General features: G+C 63.7%; 20 protein-coding genes. 16 read left to right on the forward strand and 4 right to left on the reverse strand.

Going from position 1 to position 19,784, the window contains the following annotated elements; translation table 11 throughout:
* Positions 1-3 precede the first annotated feature (3 nt).
* Positions 4-699 carry an alpha/beta fold hydrolase gene (locus tag ACF8GB_RS02870; RefSeq protein ID WP_326384014.1) on the reverse strand — a complete coding sequence of 232 codons (696 nt, stop codon included), beginning with the start codon at positions 697-699 and terminating at the stop codon, positions 4-6.
* A gap of 49 nt (positions 700-748) precedes the next feature.
* Between ACF8GB_RS02870 and ccoN (ACF8GB_RS02875) the strand changes: the two genes are divergently transcribed.
* The 16 genes from ccoN (ACF8GB_RS02875) (at position 749) to ACF8GB_RS02950 (ending at position 16,406) form a co-directional block, all read left to right on the forward strand.
* Positions 749-2,173, forward strand: coding sequence for a cytochrome-c oxidase, cbb3-type subunit I (ccoN, locus tag ACF8GB_RS02875; protein WP_058604819.1), 1,425 nt, complete (start codon positions 749-751; stop codon positions 2,171-2,173).
* A gap of 13 nt (positions 2,174-2,186) precedes the next feature.
* Positions 2,187-2,795, forward strand: a complete 609-nt coding sequence (ccoO, locus tag ACF8GB_RS02880) for a cytochrome-c oxidase, cbb3-type subunit II (protein WP_058604818.1) — start codon at positions 2,187-2,189, stop codon at positions 2,793-2,795.
* A gap of 5 nt (positions 2,796-2,800) precedes the next feature.
* Positions 2,801-3,004, forward strand: coding sequence for a cbb3-type cytochrome c oxidase subunit 3 (locus ACF8GB_RS02885; RefSeq protein ID WP_058638571.1), 204 nt, complete (start codon positions 2,801-2,803; stop codon positions 3,002-3,004).
* The gene (ccoP, locus tag ACF8GB_RS02890) at positions 3,001-3,942 is read left to right on the forward strand and encodes a cytochrome-c oxidase, cbb3-type subunit III (protein ID WP_058638570.1); all 942 of its coding nucleotides are present in this window, start codon (positions 3,001-3,003) and stop codon (positions 3,940-3,942) included. The genes ACF8GB_RS02885 and ccoP (ACF8GB_RS02890) overlap by 4 nt, the downstream gene beginning before the upstream one ends.
* A gap of 368 nt (positions 3,943-4,310) precedes the next feature.
* Complete coding sequence (gene ccoN, locus ACF8GB_RS02895; RefSeq protein ID WP_078478850.1) at positions 4,311-5,753, forward strand: cytochrome-c oxidase, cbb3-type subunit I; 1,443 nt, start codon at positions 4,311-4,313, stop codon at positions 5,751-5,753.
* Positions 5,753-6,361 (forward strand): cytochrome-c oxidase, cbb3-type subunit II, encoded by a 609-nt coding sequence (gene ccoO / locus ACF8GB_RS02900; RefSeq protein ID WP_023535925.1) that lies wholly within the window; start codon positions 5,753-5,755, stop codon positions 6,359-6,361. Before ccoN (ACF8GB_RS02895) ends, ccoO (ACF8GB_RS02900) begins: the two co-directional genes overlap by 1 nt.
* Positions 6,362-6,366: 5 nt before the next feature.
* Positions 6,367-6,564 (forward strand): CcoQ/FixQ family Cbb3-type cytochrome c oxidase assembly chaperone, encoded by a 198-nt coding sequence (locus ACF8GB_RS02905; protein WP_058604841.1) that lies wholly within the window; start codon positions 6,367-6,369, stop codon positions 6,562-6,564.
* The gene (gene ccoP, locus ACF8GB_RS02910) at positions 6,561-7,541 is read left to right on the forward strand and encodes a cytochrome-c oxidase, cbb3-type subunit III (protein WP_078478851.1); all 981 of its coding nucleotides are present in this window, start codon (positions 6,561-6,563) and stop codon (positions 7,539-7,541) included. Before ACF8GB_RS02905 ends, ccoP (ACF8GB_RS02910) begins: the two co-directional genes overlap by 4 nt.
* A 457-nt stretch (positions 7,542-7,998) precedes the next feature.
* The gene (gene ccoG / locus ACF8GB_RS02915; protein ID WP_058638576.1) at positions 7,999-9,414 is read left to right on the forward strand and encodes a cytochrome c oxidase accessory protein CcoG; all 1,416 of its coding nucleotides are present in this window, start codon (positions 7,999-8,001) and stop codon (positions 9,412-9,414) included.
* 14 nt (positions 9,415-9,428) lie between these two features.
* Positions 9,429-9,953 carry a FixH family protein gene (locus ACF8GB_RS02920; protein WP_058604812.1) on the forward strand — a complete coding sequence of 175 codons (525 nt, stop codon included), beginning with the start codon at positions 9,429-9,431 and terminating at the stop codon, positions 9,951-9,953.
* 37 nt (positions 9,954-9,990) lie between these two features.
* On the forward strand, positions 9,991-12,462 hold the full coding sequence (locus ACF8GB_RS02925; RefSeq protein WP_196186265.1) for a heavy metal translocating P-type ATPase: 2,472 nt from the start codon (positions 9,991-9,993) through the stop codon (positions 12,460-12,462).
* A complete protein-coding gene (gene ccoS, locus ACF8GB_RS02930; RefSeq protein WP_058604810.1) occupies positions 12,444-12,656 on the forward strand; it encodes a cbb3-type cytochrome oxidase assembly protein CcoS in 213 nt (70 codons plus the stop codon). The genes ACF8GB_RS02925 and ccoS overlap by 19 nt, the downstream gene beginning before the upstream one ends.
* On the forward strand, positions 12,649-13,332 hold the full coding sequence (locus ACF8GB_RS02935) for a sulfite exporter TauE/SafE family protein (RefSeq protein ID WP_392474755.1): 684 nt from the start codon (positions 12,649-12,651) through the stop codon (positions 13,330-13,332). Before ccoS ends, ACF8GB_RS02935 begins: the two co-directional genes overlap by 8 nt.
* Positions 13,333-13,507: 175 nt before the next feature.
* Complete coding sequence (gene hemN, locus ACF8GB_RS02940) at positions 13,508-14,890, forward strand: oxygen-independent coproporphyrinogen III oxidase (RefSeq protein ID WP_058604808.1); 1,383 nt, start codon at positions 13,508-13,510, stop codon at positions 14,888-14,890.
* A 178-nt stretch (positions 14,891-15,068) separates the two neighbouring features.
* Positions 15,069-15,803, forward strand: a complete 735-nt coding sequence (fnrA, locus tag ACF8GB_RS02945; protein ID WP_058604807.1) for a Crp/Fnr family transcriptional regulator FnrA — start codon at positions 15,069-15,071, stop codon at positions 15,801-15,803.
* A 54-nt stretch (positions 15,804-15,857) separates the two neighbouring features.
* On the forward strand, positions 15,858-16,406 hold the full coding sequence (locus tag ACF8GB_RS02950; RefSeq protein WP_023535921.1) for an adenine phosphoribosyltransferase: 549 nt from the start codon (positions 15,858-15,860) through the stop codon (positions 16,404-16,406).
* A gap of 92 nt (positions 16,407-16,498) precedes the next feature.
* Here the strand turns inward: ACF8GB_RS02950 and recR are convergent, their stop codons facing one another.
* The 3 genes from recR to dnaX all read right to left on the reverse strand — a co-directional run bounded on the left by recR (position 16,499) and on the right by dnaX (position 19,674).
* Complete coding sequence (gene recR, locus ACF8GB_RS02955) at positions 16,499-17,101, reverse strand: recombination mediator RecR (RefSeq protein ID WP_023535938.1); 603 nt, start codon at positions 17,099-17,101, stop codon at positions 16,499-16,501.
* A gap of 125 nt (positions 17,102-17,226) precedes the next feature.
* A complete protein-coding gene (locus tag ACF8GB_RS02960; RefSeq protein ID WP_023535908.1) occupies positions 17,227-17,562 on the reverse strand; it encodes a YbaB/EbfC family nucleoid-associated protein in 336 nt (111 codons plus the stop codon).
* A 63-nt stretch (positions 17,563-17,625) separates the two neighbouring features.
* Positions 17,626-19,674: a DNA polymerase III subunit gamma/tau gene (gene dnaX, locus ACF8GB_RS02965; RefSeq protein WP_058638563.1), complete on the reverse strand. Its 2,049-nt coding sequence runs from the start codon at positions 19,672-19,674 to the stop codon at positions 17,626-17,628.
* Between the last annotated feature and the right edge of the window lie 110 nt (positions 19,675-19,784).

Here is a 19,784-nt window from a genome sequence, read left to right on the forward strand (position 1 = left end):
TCGTCATTGCCCATTCAGAAAGCGCGCCACCTTGTCGGCCGCTGCCTGCAGGTGCTGTTCATGACTGAACCCGGAAGCCTTCAGGGGCTTTAGGTCATGATCGCCCGTCGCCAGCCACTGCACCTCGATCGCAGGTGACAAGGTGTACCGCTCGACCGCCTCCCGATTGCCCAAGGCATCGCGCTCACCCTGTACGACCAAGGTCGGGGTCTGCAACCCTGCCAGGTGTTCGACCCGTGGCTTTTCCGGCTTGCCTGCTGCATAGAACGGATAGCCCAGGCACACCAGTGCATCGGCTCCCAGCTCGTCGGCCACCAAGCTGGCCATGCGCCCACCCATCGACTTGCCCCCGATCGCCAATTTGCCCGCGACCAAGGGTCGCACCTGTTGATACACCTCGCGCCAGCATTGCAGCAAGGCAGGCTGCGGATTGGGTGGCCTTTTGCTGCCGCCTTGCCGACGCTGGGCCATGTACGGGAACTCGAAGCGCACCACGGCTACGCCACGTGCTGCAAGCCTTTGCGCCATTTGCTCCATGAACCCGCTGTCCATCGGCGCTCCGGCGCCATGGGCCAGGATCAGGCAGGTCCGATACGGCTCACCGTACACCTCGTGTTCAGGTGTGCAGCGCAAGCCTGGGACATTTCCGACCTTGGCCCATTGATCCCCGTCAATGCAGGCATTTTGCCCATTACTCATGCTTGCCTCGCTCTATAGCCTGCCAATAACCGTGGATGGGAACCCATACATGAACACAACCAGCAGTACCGCCTATAACTACAAGGTGGTCCGCCAATTCGCCATCATGACGGTGGTGTGGGGAATCGTCGGGATGGGGCTCGGCGTCTTCATCGCCGCCCAGCTTGCCTGGCCTTTCCTGAACCTCGATCTCCCCTGGACCAGCTTCGGCCGCCTGCGCCCACTGCATACCAATGCGGTGATTTTCGCGTTTGGCGGCTGTGCGCTGTTCGCCACCTCCTATTATTCGGTGCAACGCACCTGCCAGACCACCCTGTTCGCGCCACGCCTGGCCGCGTTCACCTTCTGGGGCTGGCAACTGGTGATTCTGCTGGCTGCCATCAGCCTGCCGCTGGGTTACACCAGCTCCAAGGAATACGCCGAACTGGAATGGCCGATCGATATCCTGATCACCATCGTGTGGGTGGCGTATGCCGTGGTGTTCTTCGGCACCCTGATGAAACGCAACACCAAGCACATCTATGTGGGCAACTGGTTCTTCGGCGGTTTCATCCTGACCGTGGCGATGCTGCACATCGTCAACAACCTGGAGCTGCCTGTCAGCCTGACCAAGTCCTACTCGGTCTACGCCGGGGCCACCGATGCCATGGTGCAGTGGTGGTACGGCCACAACGCCGTGGGCTTCTTCCTGACTGCAGGCTTCCTGGGCATGATGTACTACTACGTGCCCAAACAAGCCGAACGCCCGGTGTACTCCTATCGCCTGTCGATCGTGCACTTCTGGGCGCTGATCACCCTGTACATCTGGGCAGGCCCTCACCACCTGCACTACACCGCCCTGCCTGATTGGGCTCAATCGCTGGGCATGGTGATGTCGCTGGTGCTGCTGGCCCCAAGCTGGGGCGGCATGATCAACGGCATGATGACCCTGTCCGGCGCCTGGCACAAACTGCGCAGCGACCCCATTCTGCGCTTCCTGGTGGTCTCCCTGGCCTTCTACGGCATGTCCACCTTCGAAGGCCCGATGATGGCCATCAAGACTGTCAACGCCTTGTCCCACTATACCGACTGGACCATCGGCCACGTGCATGCCGGCGCCCTGGGCTGGGTAGCGATGATTTCCATCGGCGCCCTGTACCACACCATCCCCAAGGTCTTCGGCAAAGAACGCATGTACAGCATCGGGCTGATCAACGCGCACTTCTGGCTGGCCACCATCGGCACCGTGCTCTACATCGCTTCGATGTGGGTCAACGGCATCGCCCAGGGCCTGATGTGGCGCGCTGTCAACAGCGACGGCACGCTCACCTACTCGTTCGTCGAAACCCTGGTGGCCAGCCATCCAGGCTTCGTCGTGCGCTTCGTCGGTGGCGCGATCTTCCTCAGCGGCATGTTCCTGATGGCCTGGAACACCTGGCGCACGGTGCGTTCGCCAGCGCTGGATACCGTCCCTGCGAACGCCCAGCTGGCTTGAGGAGACCTGCCTGATGAAACATGAAGTCATCGAGAAAAACGTCGGCCTGCTGGCCTTGCTGATGGTCTTCGCCGTCAGCATCGGCGGCCTTACCCAGATCGTCCCATTGTTCTTCCAGGACGTAGCCAATACGCCGGTCGAGGGCATGAAGCCCTACACCGCGCTGCAACTCGAAGGCCGTGACATCTACATTCGCGAAGGCTGCGTGGGCTGCCACTCGCAGATGATCCGCCCGTTCCGCGCCGAGACCGAGCGCTACGGTCATTATTCGGTTGCCGGTGAAAGCGTGTGGGACCACCCGTTCCTGTGGGGCTCCAAGCGCACCGGGCCAGACCTGGCGCGGGTCGGCGGGCGCTACTCGGACGACTGGCACCGGGCGCACCTGTACAACCCGCGCAACGTGGTACCGGAGTCGAAGATGCCATCGTATCCGTGGCTGGTGGCCGACCAGGTCGACAACAGCCACACCGACACCAAGATGCGCGTGCTGCGCACCCTGGGCGTGCCCTACACCGACGAAGACATTGCCGGCGCGCGCGAGGCGGTCAAGAACAAGACCGAGATGGATGCTCTGGTTGCCTACCTGCAGGTGCTGGGCACCTCGATCAAGAACAAGAGGTGAATGCGATGGAAATGGACATCGGCATGATCCGCGGCCTGGGCACCCTGGTGGTGTTGATCGCCTTCATCGGCTTGAGCCTGTGGGTATTCAACCGGCGCCGCGACCGGGACTTCGCCGAAGCGCGCCTGCTGCCCTTCGTCGACGACCGCCTGCCTTCTGTCGAGCAGGCACCTGAAACCCGAGCAGCTGCGAGGAGCAAAGCACAATGACCGCCTTCTGGAGTACCTACATCAGCGTACTGACCATCGGCAGCCTGATCGGCCTGACCTGGCTGTTGCTCGGCACCCGCAAGGGCCAGAGCAACAGCACGACCGACCAGACCATGGGGCACAGCTTCGATGGCATCGAGGAATACGACAATCCGCTGCCCAAGTGGTGGTTCTGGTTGTTCGTCGGCACCCTGGTCTTCAGCGCAGGCTACCTTGTGCTGTATCCGGGCCTTGGCAACTGGAAAGGCATCCTGCCGGGCTACGAGGATGGCTGGACCGGTGTCAACGAATGGCAGAAGGAGATGGACAAGGCTGACGCCAAATTCGGCCCGATCTTCGCCAAGTACGCCGCCATGCCCGTGGAAGAAGTGGCCAAGGATCCGCAGGCATTGAAGATGGGCAGCCGCCTGTTCGCCTCCAACTGCTCGGTTTGCCACGGGTCCGATGCCAAGGGCGCCTATGGCTTTCCCAACCTGACCGACAACGACTGGCGCTGGGGCGGTGAGCCTGAAACGATCAAGGCGTCGATCATGAACGGCCGTCACGGCGTGATGCCGGCCTGGGCCGAGGTGATCGGTGAACAGGGCGTATCGGATGTGGCAGCGTTCGTGCTGACCAACCTCGATGGGCGCAAGCTTCCCGAAGGCGTCAAGGCCGACCCGGTCAAGGGCAAGGAGCTGTTCGCGAGCAACTGCGTGGCCTGCCACGGACCTGAGGGCAAGGGCACCCCTGCCATGGGTGCGCCGGACCTGACCCACCCGCAGGCCTTCATCTATGGATCGAGCTTCGCCCAGCTGCAACAGACCATTCGTTATGGTCGCCAGGGCCAGATGCCTGCGCAAGCCGAGATCCAGGGCAATGACAAGGTGCACCTGCTGGCGGCCTACGTCTACAGCCTCTCGCAGGGCGATGCAGCCCAAGGCGTAACGGTCAAGTAACGCGCTCTTCGTCTTCCAGCCCCGCCCTACAGCGCCGCTTTAGCGGCGCTTTTCATTTGTGCGCCTCTAGCACCTCAGCCGGTTTGCGACACCCCACTTCACTCAAGACACGCCCTCCCGGTGCCCTGTCGCCAACTTTGGGGGCGCCCAAAAAAGCCTGACCGTTCGATCAGAAAAAACCGAGAAACGGTACACATTACAAATATTTATTTGTGTACAATCCATGGCATCCCCCGTTCACTGCGTGCCATTGTCGAACAGGGCTGGACACGGGTCGGCGTACCAAAGTTGCGTTGCGGTAACCCAGGGGGTTTCCGATACTGATGCCGATTTCGACCAACAAGAACATAAAACCGTGGAACCTTAGAATGAGCACTGCAATCAGTTCGACTGCTTATAACTACAAGGTCGTCCGCCAGTTCGCCATCATGACGGTGGTGTGGGGGATCATCGGCATGGGCCTGGGCGTCTTCATCGCCTCGCAGCTCGTGTGGCCGCAGCTCAACCTGGACTTGCCCTGGACCAGCTTCGGCCGCCTGCGCCCGCTGCACACCAACCTGGTGATCTTCGCCTTCGGCGGTTGTGCATTGTTCGGCACCAGCTACTACGTGGTGCAGCGCACCTGCCAGGCCAGGCTGATCTCCGATCGCCTGGCGGCCTTCACCTTCTGGGGTTGGCAGGCCGTGATCGCCGGGGCCTTGGTCACGCTGCCCATGGGCTACACCACCACCAAGGAATACGCCGAACTGGAATGGCCGCTGGCGATCCTGCTGACCGTTGTCTGGGTGGCCTACGGCGCGGTGTTCTTCGGCACCATCGTCAAGCGCAAGACCAAGCACATCTATGTCGGCAACTGGTTCTATGGGGCGTTCATCGTGGTCACCGCGATGCTGCACATCGTCAACCACATCTCGTTGCCGGTCAGCCTGTTCAAGTCGTATTCGGCCTATTCGGGCGCGACCGATGCCATGATCCAGTGGTGGTACGGCCACAATGCCGTCGGCTTCTTCCTGACCACGGGCTTTCTGGGCATGATGTACTACTTCGTACCCAAGCAGGCCGAGCGGCCGATCTATTCGTACCGCCTGTCCATCGTGCATTTCTGGGCGCTGATCACCCTGTACATCTGGGCAGGCCCGCACCACTTGCACTACACCGCCCTGCCGGACTGGGCGCAGTCGCTGGGCATGGTGATGTCGATCATCCTGCTGGCCCCAAGCTGGGGCGGCATGATCAACGGCATGATGACCCTCTCCGGAGCCTGGCACAAACTGCGCACCGACCCGATCCTGCGCTTTCTGGTGGTGTCACTGGCCTTCTACGGCATGTCCACCTTCGAAGGCCCGATGATGGCCATCAAGACCGTGAACTCGCTGTCGCACTACACCGACTGGACCATCGGCCATGTGCATGCCGGGGCCTTGGGCTGGGTCGCGATGATCTCCATCGGCGCCGTGTACCACATGATCCCGCGCCTGTACGGGCGTGAGCAGATGCACAGCATCGGCCTGATCAATGCTCACTTCTGGCTGGCGACCATCGGCACCGTGTTGTACATCGCCTCGATGTGGGTCAATGGCATTACCCAGGGGCTGATGTGGCGCGCCATCAACGACGACGGCACCCTCACCTACTCGTTCGTCGAAGCCCTGCAGGCCAGCCATCCGGGCTACATCGTTCGCGCGCTGGGCGGCGCGTTCTTCGCCAGCGGCATGCTGCTGATGGCCTACAACGTGTGGCGCACCGTGCGCGCGGCCAACCCGATTCAGGCTGAAGAAGCCGCCAAGATCGCTGTCGTGGGAGCGCACTGATGAAGCACGAAGCCGTAGAGAAGAACATCGGCCTGCTGGCCTTCTTCATGGTGATCGCCGTCAGCATTGGCGGGCTCACCCAGATCGTCCCCTTGTTCTTCCAGGACGTGACCAACCAGCCGGTCGAAGGCATGAAGCCGCGCACCGCACTGGAGCTCGAAGGCCGGGACATCTACATCCGCGAAGGGTGCGTGGGTTGTCATTCACAGATGATCCGCCCGTTCCGGGCAGAAACCGAGCGCTACGGCCATTACTCGGTCGCCGGCGAAAGCGTCTGGGACCACCCGTTCCTGTGGGGCTCGAAGCGCACCGGCCCGGACTTGGCCCGGGTCGGTGGGCGCTACTCCGATGACTGGCACCGCGCCCACCTGTACAACCCGCGCAACGTGGTGCCGGAGTCGAAGATGCCGGCCTACCCGTGGCTGGTGGAAAACACCCTCGATGGCAAGGACACGGCGCGCAAGCTCCAGGTGCTGCGCACGCTCGGGGTGCCCTACACCGATGCCGACATCGCCGGCGCCCGGGATGCGGTCAAGGGCAAGACCGAAATGGACGCCCTGGTGGCGTACCTGCAAGGCCTTGGCACCCTCATCAAGAGCAAACGGTGACGGCGATGGATATTGGAATGATTCGCGGCCTGGGCACCGTGGTGGTGCTGGTGGCCTTCATCGGCCTGGCCCTGTGGGTGTTCAGCCCGAGACGCAAGAAAGATTTCGACGAAGCGACCCAACTCCCCTTTGCCGATGACCCCCAGGCCCGCCAACACGTCGAGCACGCACAAGAAAAGGCATCCAGGAGCAAGAAACCATGACAACGTTCTGGAGTGTGTACGTCACCGTTCTGACCCTGGGCACCATCTTCGCCCTGACCTGGCTGCTGCTGTCCACCCGCAAGGGCCAGCGCGAGGAAACCACCAGCGAGACCGTAGGCCATGCGTTCGACGGCATCGAGGAGTACGACAACCCGCTGCCCAAGTGGTGGTTCTGGCTGTTCGTCGGCACTATCTTCTTCGCCCTGGGCTACCTGGCCTTGTACCCGGGCCTGGGCAACTGGAAAGGCATCCTGCCCGGCTATGCGTACCTGGATAACGACAAGCAGGCCGAGTTCTCGGACGGTCAGGCCGGCTGGAGCGGTGTGCACGAATGGGAGAAGGAAATGGCCAAGGCCGACGCCCGGTTCGGGCCGATCTTCGCCAAGTTCGCAGCCATGCCCATCGAAGAGGTGGCCAAGGACCCGCAGGCCCTGAAGATGGGCGGTCGCCTGTTCGCCTCCAACTGCTCGGTCTGCCACGGCTCCGATGCCAAGGGTGCCTATGGTTTTCCCAATCTGACCGACAATGACTGGCGCTGGGGCGGCGAGCCGGAAACCATCAAGGCCTCGATCATGAACGGGCGCCACGGGGTCATGCCGGCGTGGGCCGAGGTGCTGGGCGAACAGGGCGTGGCCGATGTGGCCGCCTTCGTGCTCACCAACATGGACGGTCGCCGCCTGCCGGAGGGCATCAATGCCGACCCAGCCAAGGGCAAGGCGATCTTCGCCAGCAGCTGCGTGGCCTGCCACGGGCCGGAGGGCAAGGGCACCCCGGCCATGGGCGCACCGAACCTGACGCACCCGCAGGCGTTCATCTACGGGTCGAGCTTTGCCCAGTTGCAGCAGACCATCCGCTACGGCCGCCAGGGGCAGATGCCGGCGCAGGCGCAGTTGCAGGGCAACGACCGGGTGCATCTGCTGGCCGCTTACGTGTACAGCCTGTCGCACACGCCAGAGGCAGGCGATAAAAGCGAGTGAGGGGATTTTGGATGGGCAGCTGGCAGCCAGGCGAGGCGTGAACTCAGCAACCGGGTTCGTGACCCGGTTGCGCTGACCCTCTGCGCAACCGGATTGTTCAACAGGTGGGCAACAAATGCGTCACCGCCTGACCTGGATCAATTGACACTTCCCATATCACGTTTCACAAGATCAACCCAATGCGGCCAAAGGTCGCACCTCGGTCTGAACGTCTGCCAGGGGCGTATCATGGCCGCGCAGCGCTAGGCTCTGTGTGAAGAGTCTTGAGACGAAGGTCAGGCAAGGCGAAAACAGCCGAGGAAGCGGAGTTTACGGGTTGTAAATGAGCATTCCGAGGCTGTTTTCAACGCAGCATCACCGAGTATCAAGGCTTTTCACACAGGGCCTAGCAGATTGCGCGAGACTGCGGCCGGCATGTACTGGCCGCGGCATTTCTCCACTGCCGTGGGACATGATGATGAGCAAGCATATTCCGGTACATGATGTAACCCCGCCTGCCAGCACAGGAAAGGATTCCGTTGACCTCTACGCCTCGCGCGAAAAAATCTACACCCGTGCCTTCACCGGCCTGTTCAGACGCCTGCGCATGGTGGGTGGTGCGGTCTTGTTCTTGCTGTACTTCGGTACCGTCTGGCTGAACTGGGGCGGGCATCAGGCGGTGTGGTGGAACCTGCCGGAACGCAAGTTCTACATTTTCGGCGCAACCATCTGGCCCCAGGACTTCATCCTGCTGTCGGGCATTCTGATCGTGGCGGCCTTCGGCCTGTTCTTCATCACCGTGTTCGCAGGCCGGGTCTGGTGCGGCTATACCTGCCCGCAGAGCGTGTGGACGTGGATCTACATGTGGTGCGAGAAGGTCACCGAAGGTGATCGCAACCAGCGAATGAAGCTGGACAAAGCGCCCATGAGCGCCAACAAGTTCGCCCGCAAGTTCGCCAAGCACAGCCTGTGGCTGCTGATCGGCTTCGTCACCGGCATGACCTTCGTCGGCTATTTCGCCCCCATCCGCGAACTGGTGGTCGAGTTCTTCACGGGCCAGGCAGACGGCTGGGCCTACTTCTGGGTCGGTTTCTTCACCCTGGCCACCTATGGCAACGCCGGCTGGCTGCGTGAGCAGGTGTGCGTGTACATGTGCCCCTATGCGCGCTTCCAGAGCGTGATGTTCGACAAGGACACGCTGATCGTGTCCTACGACCCGCGCCGTGGCGAGACCCGCGGGCCGCGCAAAAAAGACGTGGACTACAAGGCCAAGGGCCTGGGCGATTGCGTCGACTGCACCCTGTGCGTGCAGGTATGCCCCACGGGCATCGACATCCGCGATGGCCTGCAGATCGAGTGCATCGGCTGCGCCGCGTGCATCGACGCCTGCGACAGCATCATGGACAAGATGCACTACCCCAAAGGGCTGATCAGCTATACCACCGAGCACAACCTGTCCGGGCAGAAGACCCACCTGCTGCGCCCTCGCCTGATCGGCTATGCCGTGGTGCTGCTGGTCATGATCATCGCCCTGGCCAGCGCCTTTGCCACCCGTTCGCTGGTAGGCCTGGATGTGAGCAAGGACCGCGTCCTGTACCGGGAGAATGCGCAGGGGCGCATCGAAAACGTGTATAGCCTCAAGGTCATGAACAAGGACCAGCGCGACCACGTCTACGTGCTCGATGCCACCGGCCTGCCCGACTTGATGCTTGATGGCTTACGGGAAATCCGCGTGGCCGCTGGCGACATCGTCAGCCTGCCCGTGCAACTGTCGGTGGCCCCGGAAAAACTGCCCTCGACCACCAACGAAATCACCTTCATCCTCAAGAGCGCCGATGACAGCGACGCCCAGGTTGAAGCCAAGAGCCGTTTCATCGGCCCGCAGATTCGCTAAGAAGGATGAACACCATGCCTGCCACCGCCGCCAGCCCCTGGTACAAGCACCTCTGGCCCTGGATCATCATCGGCATCCTGACCACCTCGGTGTGCCTTAGCCTGACCATGGTCAGCATCGCCGTGCGCAACCCGGACAACCTGGTGAACGACAACTACTACGAGGCCGGCAAGGGCATCAACCGCTCCCTGGACAGGGAGCTGCTGGCCCAGCAACTGGCGCTCAAGGCCAGCGTTCACCTGGACGACCTGACCGGTGAAGTAGACGTGCGCCTGACCGGCAGCAGCGACCCGCAGAAGCTTGAGCTGAACCTCATCTCCCCCACCCAACCGGCCATGGACCGCCGGGTGCTGCTCAGCCGTGTCGAACAGGGGCGCTATGTCGGCCAGCTGGAAGACAAGGTCGATGGCCGCCGCTTCGTCGAGCTGCTGGGCAGCGAAGGCGATCAGGTGTGGCGCCTGTTCGAAGAAGAGAAGGTTGAGCATGGCGTGACCCTAGAGCTGGGTGACGAGGCGCTGCAAGGCGCTCAACACCTGTGATCGTGCTCGCGGTCGACCTGTGCAAGGCAATGATGCGATGACCCAACCCAGCCCCTGCTACCACTGCGCTCTGCCCGTCCCCGCCGGTCGCGCGTTCACCGCCGTGGTTCTCGGGCAGCCCCGGGCCTTCTGCTGCCCCGGCTGCCAGGCGGTGGCCGAGTCGATCGTGGCGGGGGGCCTTGAGCACTACTACCAGCACCGCAGCGACAACAGCGCCAACCCGCAAGCCCTGCCTCGGCAGTTGCAAGACGAGTTGGCGCTATACGACCGCAGCGATGTGCAGCAGCGATTCGTGCGGCACGAGGGCGAGCTGGCCGAAGCCACGCTGTTGGTCGAAGGCGTCAGTTGCGCGGCCTGCGGCTGGCTGATCGACAAGCACCTGCGCAACCTGCCGGGGGTGGCCGAAGCGCGCCTGAACCTGTCCAATCATCGGCTGCTGCTGAGCTGGGACGATCGGCAATTGCCGCTGTCGCAGGTGCTGGCGGCGCTGCGCCGGATTGGCTACGCCGCCCACCCCTATCAGCCGGACCAGGCGGCCGAGCAATTGAGCCGGGAAAACCGCAGCGCGTTGCGCAGGCTGGGGGTGGCCGGGTTGCTGTGGTTCCAGGCGATGATGGCAACCATGGCCACGTGGCCGGAATTCAACATGGACCTGTCCGCCGAGCTGCACACCATCCTGCGCTGGGTGGCCTTGTTCCTCACCATTCCCATCGTTTTCTACAGCTGCGCGCCCTTTTTCAAGGGCGCGGCGCGTGATCTGCGCACCCGCCACCTGACCATGGACCTGTCCGTCTCGCTGGCCATTGCCCTGGCGTTCGGTGCCGGGATCTGGACAGCGGTGACCGGCAGCGGCGAGCTGTATTTCGACACGGTCGGCATGTTCGCCCTGTTTCTCCTGACCGGACGCTACCTGGAACGGCGCGCCCGCGAACGCACGGCCGCCGCGACGGCGCAGCTGGTCAACCTGTTGCCGGCATCCTGCCTGCGTGTCGACGCCCAGGGCCGCAGCGAGCGCATCCTGCTCAGTGAACTGCGCTGCGGGGACAGCGTGCAGGTGTTGCCAGGGTCGGTGATCCCGGCTGACGGGCGCATCGTGCAAGGGCGCTCGAGTGTCGATGAATCGCTGCTGACCGGCGAATACCTGCCTCAACCTCGCCAGGTGGGTGATCAGGTCACAGGTGGCACGCTGAACGTGGAAAGTGCCCTGCATGTGCAGGTGCAAGCCCTGGGCCAGGATTCGCGGTTGTCCGCCATCGTGCGCTTGCTGGAACGCGCCCAGACCGAAAAGCCGCGCCTGGCCCAGATCGCCGACCGCGCCTCCCAGGTGTTCCTGTTGTGTTCACTGCTGGCGGCCGTCGCGATTGGCGTGTGGTGGTGGCAAGTGGAGCCGCAGCGGGCGTTCTGGATCGTGCTGGCCATGCTGGTCGCGACCTGCCCCTGCGCGCTGTCGCTGGCCACCCCGACCGCGCTGACGGCGGCGACAGGCACGTTGCACAAGCTGGGCCTGCTGGTCACACGCGGTCATGTGCTGGAGGGCCTGAACCAGATCGACACGGTGATTTTCGACAAGACTGGCACGTTGACCGAGGGGCGCCTGACCTTGCGCAGCATCAGGCCGCTGGGCCGTGCGACGGCCGACACCTGCCTGGCCTGGGCCGCAGCCCTGGAACACCGCTCCGAGCATCCCATCGCACGGGCCTTCGGCCAAGTGGCCACGCCGGCCGATGCTGTGCTGGCCGTGCCCGGTCTGGGCCTTGAGGGCGAGGTTGAAGGCCAACGCCTGCGCATAGGCCAGGCGAGCTTCGTCTGCGCTTTGAGCGGCACACCGCCGCCGGCGATACCCGAGCCACGGGGGCAGTGGCTGCTGCTGGGCGACCGCCGCGGCCCGCTGGCCTGGTTCGGGCTGGACGATCGCCTGCGCGAAGACGCCCCTGCCCTGCTCGCCGCCTGCAAGGCCTTTGGCTGGCGTACGGTGCTGTTGTCCGGAGACAGCTCGCCGATGGTCGGCGAGGTGGCCGCGCAACTGGGCATCGACGAGGCCGCTGGCGGCCTCAGGCCCGATGACAAACTGGCGCGGCTCAAGGCCCTGCAACAGGCCGGGCACAAGGTGCTGATGCTGGGGGACGGGGTCAATGACGTGCCGGTGCTGGCAGCGGCAGACATCAGCATCGCCATGGGCAGTGCCACTGACCTGGCCAAGACCTGCGCCGACGCGGTGCTGCTTTCCAACCGGCTCCAGGCGCTGGTGCAGACGGTCTCGCTGGCGCGGCGCACTCGGCGCATCATCATCGAGAACCTGCTGTGGGCCAGCCTGTACAATGGCCTCATGCTGCCGTTCGCGGCCCTTGGCTGGATCACCCCGGTGTGGGCAGCGGTCGGCATGTCGGTCAGTTCACTGGTGGTGGTGCTCAATGCCCTACGCCTGACCCGTATGCCTGCTGCTGCGCCTGCCCTGGCCGCGTCAGCACCTACCCCTGCGAGGAACCTGCCATGCCCGCCCTCTATGTGATGATCCCCGCAGCGCTGCTGCTGGTCGGCGTGGCCGTCTACATCTTCTTCTGGGCGGTGGACAGCGGTCAGTACGACGACCTCGAAAGCCCCGCTCACAGCATCCTCTTCGACGATCAGGATCCCCGTCACCAGGCCGCCGTCACGCCCGACCAAACGCCTGATTCCCATCCCGAGCCCCCGACGCGTGGCTGACCTGCTGCCCTTGCTGGGCTCGGCGCTGGTTCTCGGCCTGCTCGGAGGGGGTCACTGCCTGGGCATGTGCGGCGGCCTGATGGGCGCCCTGACCCTGGCCATTCCCCCAGCCCAGCGCGGCCGTCGCCTGCGGCTGCTGGTGGCTTACAACGTCGGGCGTGTGCTCAGCTATACCGTCGCGGGCCTGATGCTCGGTGTGGCGGGCTGGGCGGTGGCCAACAGCCCTGCAGTGCTGGTTTTGCGCACCATGGCCGCCTTGCTGCTGATCGCCATGGGCCTGTACCTGGCCGGTTGGTGGAGCGGACTGACCCGCATCGAGGCCATGGGTCGCGGGCTGTGGCGGCACATCCAGCCGGTGGCGTCGCGCCTGCTTCCGGTTTCTAGCCTGCCTCGTGCATTGCTGCTGGGTGCCTTTTGGGGGTGGCTGCCGTGCGGGTTGGTGTACAGCACCTTGTTGTGGGCTGCGAGCCAGGGGAACGCCTTGCACAGCGCAGCCCTGATGGCGGCATTCGGGCTGGGGACCTGGCCCGTGCTGCTGGTCACAGGGTTGGCGGCCGGGCGGGTAAACAGGGTGTTGAGACGACGCAGCGTGCGGGTGGCCGGTGGCATGCTCGTGGTGCTATTCGGCCTGTGGACACTGCCCGGGCCTCATCAATACTGGCTGATGGGCCACTGAAGCGCCAGGTGGCGCAGCACATGGCTTATGGCCACTAACCAGCCGTGACGACCGCGCATCGCCTGAGCTAGACGCAGCGCCCTCAGGCCGTTTAGCGCTTGATACAAATCAACACAGATTCCTACAGACATCCCTAGACTCCGGAACATTGCTGCTCTTTCCGGGGACCGCCCTCATGCTCGACGACCTACGTTGGGACACCGACCTGATCCGCCGCTACGATCTGGCCGGCCCACGCTACACCTCCTACCCAACCGCCGTGCAACTGCACAGCGAAGTGGGCTCGTTCGACCTGCTGCACGCCCTGCGCGAAAGCCGGCGGGCCGTGCGCCCGTTGTCGCTGTACGTGCATGTGCCGTTCTGCGCCAACATCTGCTACTACTGCGCATGCAACAAGGTCATCACCAAGGACCGGGCACGCGCTGCCCCCTACCTGCAACGCCTGGAACAGGAAATCCAGCTGGTGGCTTGCCACATGGACAGCAGGCAACGTGTGGAGCAGCTGCACTTTGGCGGCGGCACCCCAACCTTCCTGAGCCACGTAGAGCTGCGTCAACTGATGGCCACGCTGCGCCAGCACTTCAGCCTGCTCGATGACGATTCCGGCGACTATGGCATCGAAATCGACCCGCGCGAGGCGGACTGGTCGACCATGGGCCTGCTGCGTGAGCTGGGCTTCAATCGCGTCAGCCTCGGCGTGCAGGACCTGGACCCGGCCGTGCAACGCGCCGTCAACCGCCTGCAGAGCCTGGAGCAGACGCGGACCTTGATCGAGGCGGCTCGCACCCTGCAGTTCCGCTCGGTGAACCTGGACCTGATCTACGGACTGCCGCGCCAGACGCCCGAAGGGTTCGCCCGCACCGTTGAGGAAGTGATCCGCCTGCAGCCCGATCGCCTGTCGGTCTTCAACTACGCCCACCTGCCTGAACGGTTCATGCCGCAACGGCGCATCGAAGCCGGGGAGCTGCCCAGCGCAGCGGCCAAGCTGGACATGCTGCACGCCACCATCGAGCAACTGACCGCTGCCGGCTACCGCTACATCGGCATGGACCACTTCGCCCTGCCCGATGACGAACTGGCCGTCGCCCAGGAGGAAGGCACGCTCCAGCGTAACTTCCAGGGCTACACCACCCATGGGCACTGCGACCTGATCGGCCTGGGCGTGTCGGCGATCAGCCAGATCGGCGATTTGTACTGCCAGAACAGCAGCGACCTGGCCACCTACCAGGACAGCCTGTCCAACGCCCAGCTCGCCACCCAGCGTGGCCTGCTGTGCACCCCCGACGACCGCCTGCGCCGGGCGGTCATCCAGCAGCTGATCTGCCACTTCGAGCTGGACTTCGAGCCGATCGAACAAGCATTCGCCGTCGATTTTCGTGGCTATTTCAACGACCTGTGGCCGGAGCTTCTGACCTTGCAGCGCGACGGCCTGATTCGCCTGGACGACAAGGGCATTCGGATCCTGCCGGCTGGGCGACTGCTGGCCCGCGCGGTGTGCATGGTCTTCGATGCCTACCTGGCCATGCACAATCGCCAACGGTTCTCCCGTGTGATCTGAGCGAGACATTTGGCCGCACTCACCACGCTCCGGCCATGTGGCCCTTGGCACACAGGCGATCGGGCAATGCGCTGGCGGGTCTGACAGGTCATCCTGCTGGTCGCGGCCACTGGCCTACACCCTATGTCGTGGGTTACCCTTACGACTTATGTGTGCTTTCCCACAAGGATCGAGTCAAATGTCCGAGCCAGTCAAACTGCGCCCACACAGCCAGGCCCATTGCAAGGATTGCAGCCTGGCCCCCCTGTGCCTGCCCCTTTCACTCAACCTGGAAGACATGGACGCACTGGACGAAATCGTCAAGCGAGGTCGCCCTCTCAAGAAAGGCGAGTTCCTGTTCCGCCAGGGGGATAATTTTGGCTCGGTCTATGCCGTACGCTCCGGCGCCCTGAAAACGTTCAGCCTGAGCGACAGCGGCGAAGAGCAGATCACCGGCTTCCACCTGCCCAGCGAGCTGGTGGGCCTGTCCGGCATGGACACCGAGGCGTACCCGGTGTCGGCCCAGGCCCAGGAAACCACATCCGTTTGCGAGATTCCGTTCGAGCGCCTGGATGAGCTGTCGGTGCAGTTGCCGCAGCTGCGTCGCCAGCTGATGCGCGTGATGAGCCGCGAAATTCGCGACGATCAGCAGATGATGCTGCTGCTGTCGAAGAAGACCGCCGATGAGCGCATCGCGACGTTCCTGGTCAACCTGTCGGCGCGCTTTCGCGCCCGTGGTTATTCGGCCAACCAGTTCCGCCTGAGCATGTCGCGCAACGAGATGGGCAACTACCTGGGTCTGGCGGTGGAAACCGTGTCGCGCGTGTTCACCCGCTTCCAGCACAATGGCCTGCTGCGCGCCGAAGGCAAGGAAGTGCATATCCTCGACCCGATCCAGCTTTGCGCGCTGGCCGGTGGGGCAATGGAGGCCTGAGGGCTGCATTAGCAGGTATACTGGGCCATTCGTTTTCCCAGGATACCTGCAACAATGCACAGCGACGCCTTCGACCTCAAAGCCCTGATCCGTCCGGTAGTGGACTTCCCCAAGCCGGGCGTGATCTTCCGCGATATCACCCCACTGTTCCAGTCGCCGCGCGGGCTGCGCTATGTAGCCGATCAGTTCATCGAGCGCTATGTCGAGGCCGAGTTCAGCCACATCGGCGCCATGGACGCGCGTGGTTTTCTGATCGGTTCGATCATCGCCCACCAGCTGAACAAACCCCTGATCCTGTTCCGCAAGCAAGGCAAGCTGCCCGCTGACGTGCTCAGCGAGGGGTACCAGACCGAGTACGGCGAAGCCTTCCTAGAAGTGCACGCCGACAGCCTGTGCGAGGGCGACTCGGTACTGATCTTCGACGACCTGATCGCCACCGGCGGTACGCTCCTGGCCGCCGCCAACCTGGTGCGCCGTACGGGTGCGCAGGTGTTCGAGGCGGCAGCCATCATCGACCTCCCCGAACTGGACGGCTCGCGCCGCTTGCAGGCGGCGGGCGTACCGACCTTCTGCCTGACCGAGTTTTCCCTCAGCGAGCGCTGAGGGGGGACGGATGGGCGGCGATGGGGTTCAGGATCAACTTCGCCGCTGGAACCCCTATGTCACGGCACTGCCAGTCGAACCCGATCGCTGCCTCAGAGCGAAATAGGACGACGCCCTGCAAAGGCATGGGCCAGCGTGCCGCCGTCCACCAGCTCCAGCTCGCCGCCCAAGGGCACGCCATGGGCGATACGCGAGGCGACCAGACCCTTTTCAGCCAGCAACTGGGCAATGTAGTGCGCCGTGGCTTCACCTTCCACCGTGGGGTTGGTGGCAAGAATGACTTCGGTGAAGGTGCCCTGCTCCTGGATGCGCGCCATCAACTGGGGAATGCCGATCGCCTCCGGGCCCAGTCCGTCGAGCGGCGACAGATGCCCCTTGAGCACGAAATAACGCCCGCGATAGCCAGCCTGCTCGACGGCATAGACATCCGTCGGGCCTTCGACCACGCACAGTTGCGTGTCGTCACGCCGTGGGTCGGCACACTGGGGGCAGAGGTCCTGTTCGGTCAGGGTGCGGCATTGACGGCAATGTCCTACCCCTTCCATGGCCTGGGTCAGCGCCTGGGCGAGCCGCAGCCCCCCGCTGCGGTCACGCTCCAGCAATTGCAGGGCCATGCGCTGTGCCGTTTTCTGGCCAACGCCGGGCAGAATGCGCAAGCCGTCGATCAGCTGGCGGATGAGAGGACTGAAGCTCATGGGAAACGCCTGACAAGTCATTAAGAGGCGGTTTATACCCACCATGGGGAGTGGCGTCAAATCGGCACGGCGGCCATAAAAAAACCGCCGCTGTTACCAGCGACGGTTCGTCGGCACGCAAATGCTCAGAACGGCATCTTGAAGCCTGGCGGCAGTTGCATGCCAGCGGTCATGCCGCCCATCTTTTCCTGGCTGCTCTGTTCGATCTTGCGCACGGCATCGTTCAGGGCTGCAGCGATCAGGTCTTCGAGCACTTCCTTGTCGTCTTCTTCGGTCGACATCAGGCTCTGGTCGATGCTCACGCGCTTGACGTCGTGGCGGCCGGTCATCACCACGCTGACCAGACCACCGCCGGACTGGCCGGTGACTTCTGCGTTGGCCAGCTCTTCCTGCATTTTCTGCATCTTTTCCTGCATCTGCTGGGCCTGCTTCATCAGGCCGGCCATGCCACCTTTCATCATGGGGAATACCTCGATTGGGTCATGTGATGCGGCCTGGCGCTAGGCTGGCCGCATGGTTATCCGTTACTGGCCCTGACTGGCCAGGGCCTCTACAGGCTCAATAGTATCGTGCCGCACCTTGGCGCCAAACAGCTTGATCATCTGCTGGATCAGCGGGTCGTGCTCGATTGACGCCTCGGCTTCATGCTGGCGTTCAAGGCGCTTGCGGGCCGCGGCCTGGGCTGGCGTTTCCTGTTCGGGCCGAATCAGCTCGATGCGCAGGTTCAACGTACGCCCCAGGTGCTGGTTGAGCGCCTCGTTCAGGCGCCTTTGCTGGGTGGCGTTGAACAACGCGCCTTGCCCCGGGTCCAGGTGCAGGAGCCAGTCATCACCGTCGGCGGCGATCAACGTGCAGTTGGCCGCGATGTTGCCTGTCATACCAGAGACAGGCAACTGCGGGAACAATTCCAGCCACTGCAAGGCTAGCCCGGTCGCCGGCTTGGCAGCGGGCAGCGGCTCGGCGGCGGCCTGGGGTTGTTCCTGGACGTGCTCGGCCAGCTCATCGAGGTAGCTGAAGCCCACCGGATCGCTTTCGCCAGCATAGTAGTCTTCGTCGAGCGGCGGCTCATCGTCGCGGTCCATGCCCACCGACGCGTACGCACCTGGATCGAACGGGGGTACGTCATCGTGGGCTGGCGCCTGTTGGGCAGGCGCAGGTTTTGCAGCAACGGGTGCTGGGGCCGGCTGGGGCTCCGGCACGGTCGGTGCGGCAGGCTCTTCCCATGGCAGATCGACAACCGGCGCAATGGGCTCAGGCACCGAGATGGCGGAGATTTCCGCCTCGAGTTCGCGGTCACGCTCAGCTTCGGGTTCATGGTCGGCCGTTGCTGGTGCAGGCACCTCGATCACGGGCGCTGACGGCGCCGACGCAACCGGTTCGCTTACCGGTTGGGCAACCGCTGCCGGGGGCGCCACCGGCTCGACGGAATCAGCTGTGGCCTGGCTGATCCCCACTGGCTTTAGCACCGGCCTCGGGGCCCCGTCCGCATCGGCAGGGCGGAACGCCAGCATGCGCAGCAGTACCATCTCGAAGCCACCACGCGGGTCGGGCGCCAAGGGCAGGTCACGCCGCCCTATCAGGCCCATCTGGTAATAGAACTGTACGTCTTCGGCCGGCAAGGCAGCAGCCAGGGCCAGCACGCGCTCCCGGTCACCCTGGCCGTTGTCCACCGCCTCGGGCAAGGCCTGGGCGATGGCCACGCGGTGCAGCACGTTGAGCATTTCGGCCAGCACCCCGGCCCAGTCCGGGCCCTGCTCGGCCAGGTTGCGCACGGCTTCGAGCAGTGCGCGTGCATCCCCTTCGAGCAATGCCTGCAGCACCCCGTACACCTGGCCGTGGTCCAGGCTGCCGAGCATGGCGCGCACATCGGCAGCCAGCACCTTGCCTTCACCGAAGGCAATGGCCTGGTCGGTCAGGCTCATGGCATCGCGCATCGAGCCGTCGGCCGCACGGCCGAGCAACCACAGCGCATCGGCTTCGAACGGCACGTTCTCGGCCTCGAGCACGTGGCTCAGGTGCTCGACCACACGCTCCGGGCTCATGTTCTTCAAGGAGAACTGAAGGCAGCGCGAAAGAATGGTAGCCGGCAGTTTCTGCGGGTCGGTGGTGGCGAGGATGAACTTGACGTAGGGCGGTGGTTCTTCCAGCGTCTTGAGCAACGCGTTGAAGGAATGGGTCGAGAGCATGTGCACTTCGTCGATCAGGTAGACCTTGAAGCGACCACGGCTCGGCGCGTACTGGACATTGTCCAGCAGCTCGCGGGTATCCTCGACCTTGGTACGGCTGGCGGCGTCGATCTCGATCAGGTCGACGAAACGCCCTTCATCGATTTCCCGGCAGACCGAGCAGGTACCGCAGGGCGTGGAGGTGATACCGGTTTCGCAGTTCAGGCATTTGGCGATGATGCGCGCGATGGTAGTCTTGCCTACGCCGCGCGTGCCGGTGAACAGGTAGGCATGGTGCAGGCGCTGGTTGTCCAGCGCGTTGATCAAGGCCTTGAGCACATGGGCCTGGCCGACCATTTCGCGAAACGAGCGCGGACGCCATTTACGTGCAAGAACCTGATAACTCATCGAAAAACCATCGTAGCCTGATCGAGCGGAAGAGCGCTAATGCTAGCGGAGCGGGGGCAAAATTGCACTGCCTGACTGGCCGGGCGCGACGATGGACAGCGGATCATGGA

The organism is Pseudomonas sp. xss_4 (genome assembly GCF_043104125.1).
Taxonomy (GTDB): domain Bacteria; phylum Pseudomonadota; class Gammaproteobacteria; order Pseudomonadales; family Pseudomonadaceae; genus Aquipseudomonas; species Aquipseudomonas parafulva_B.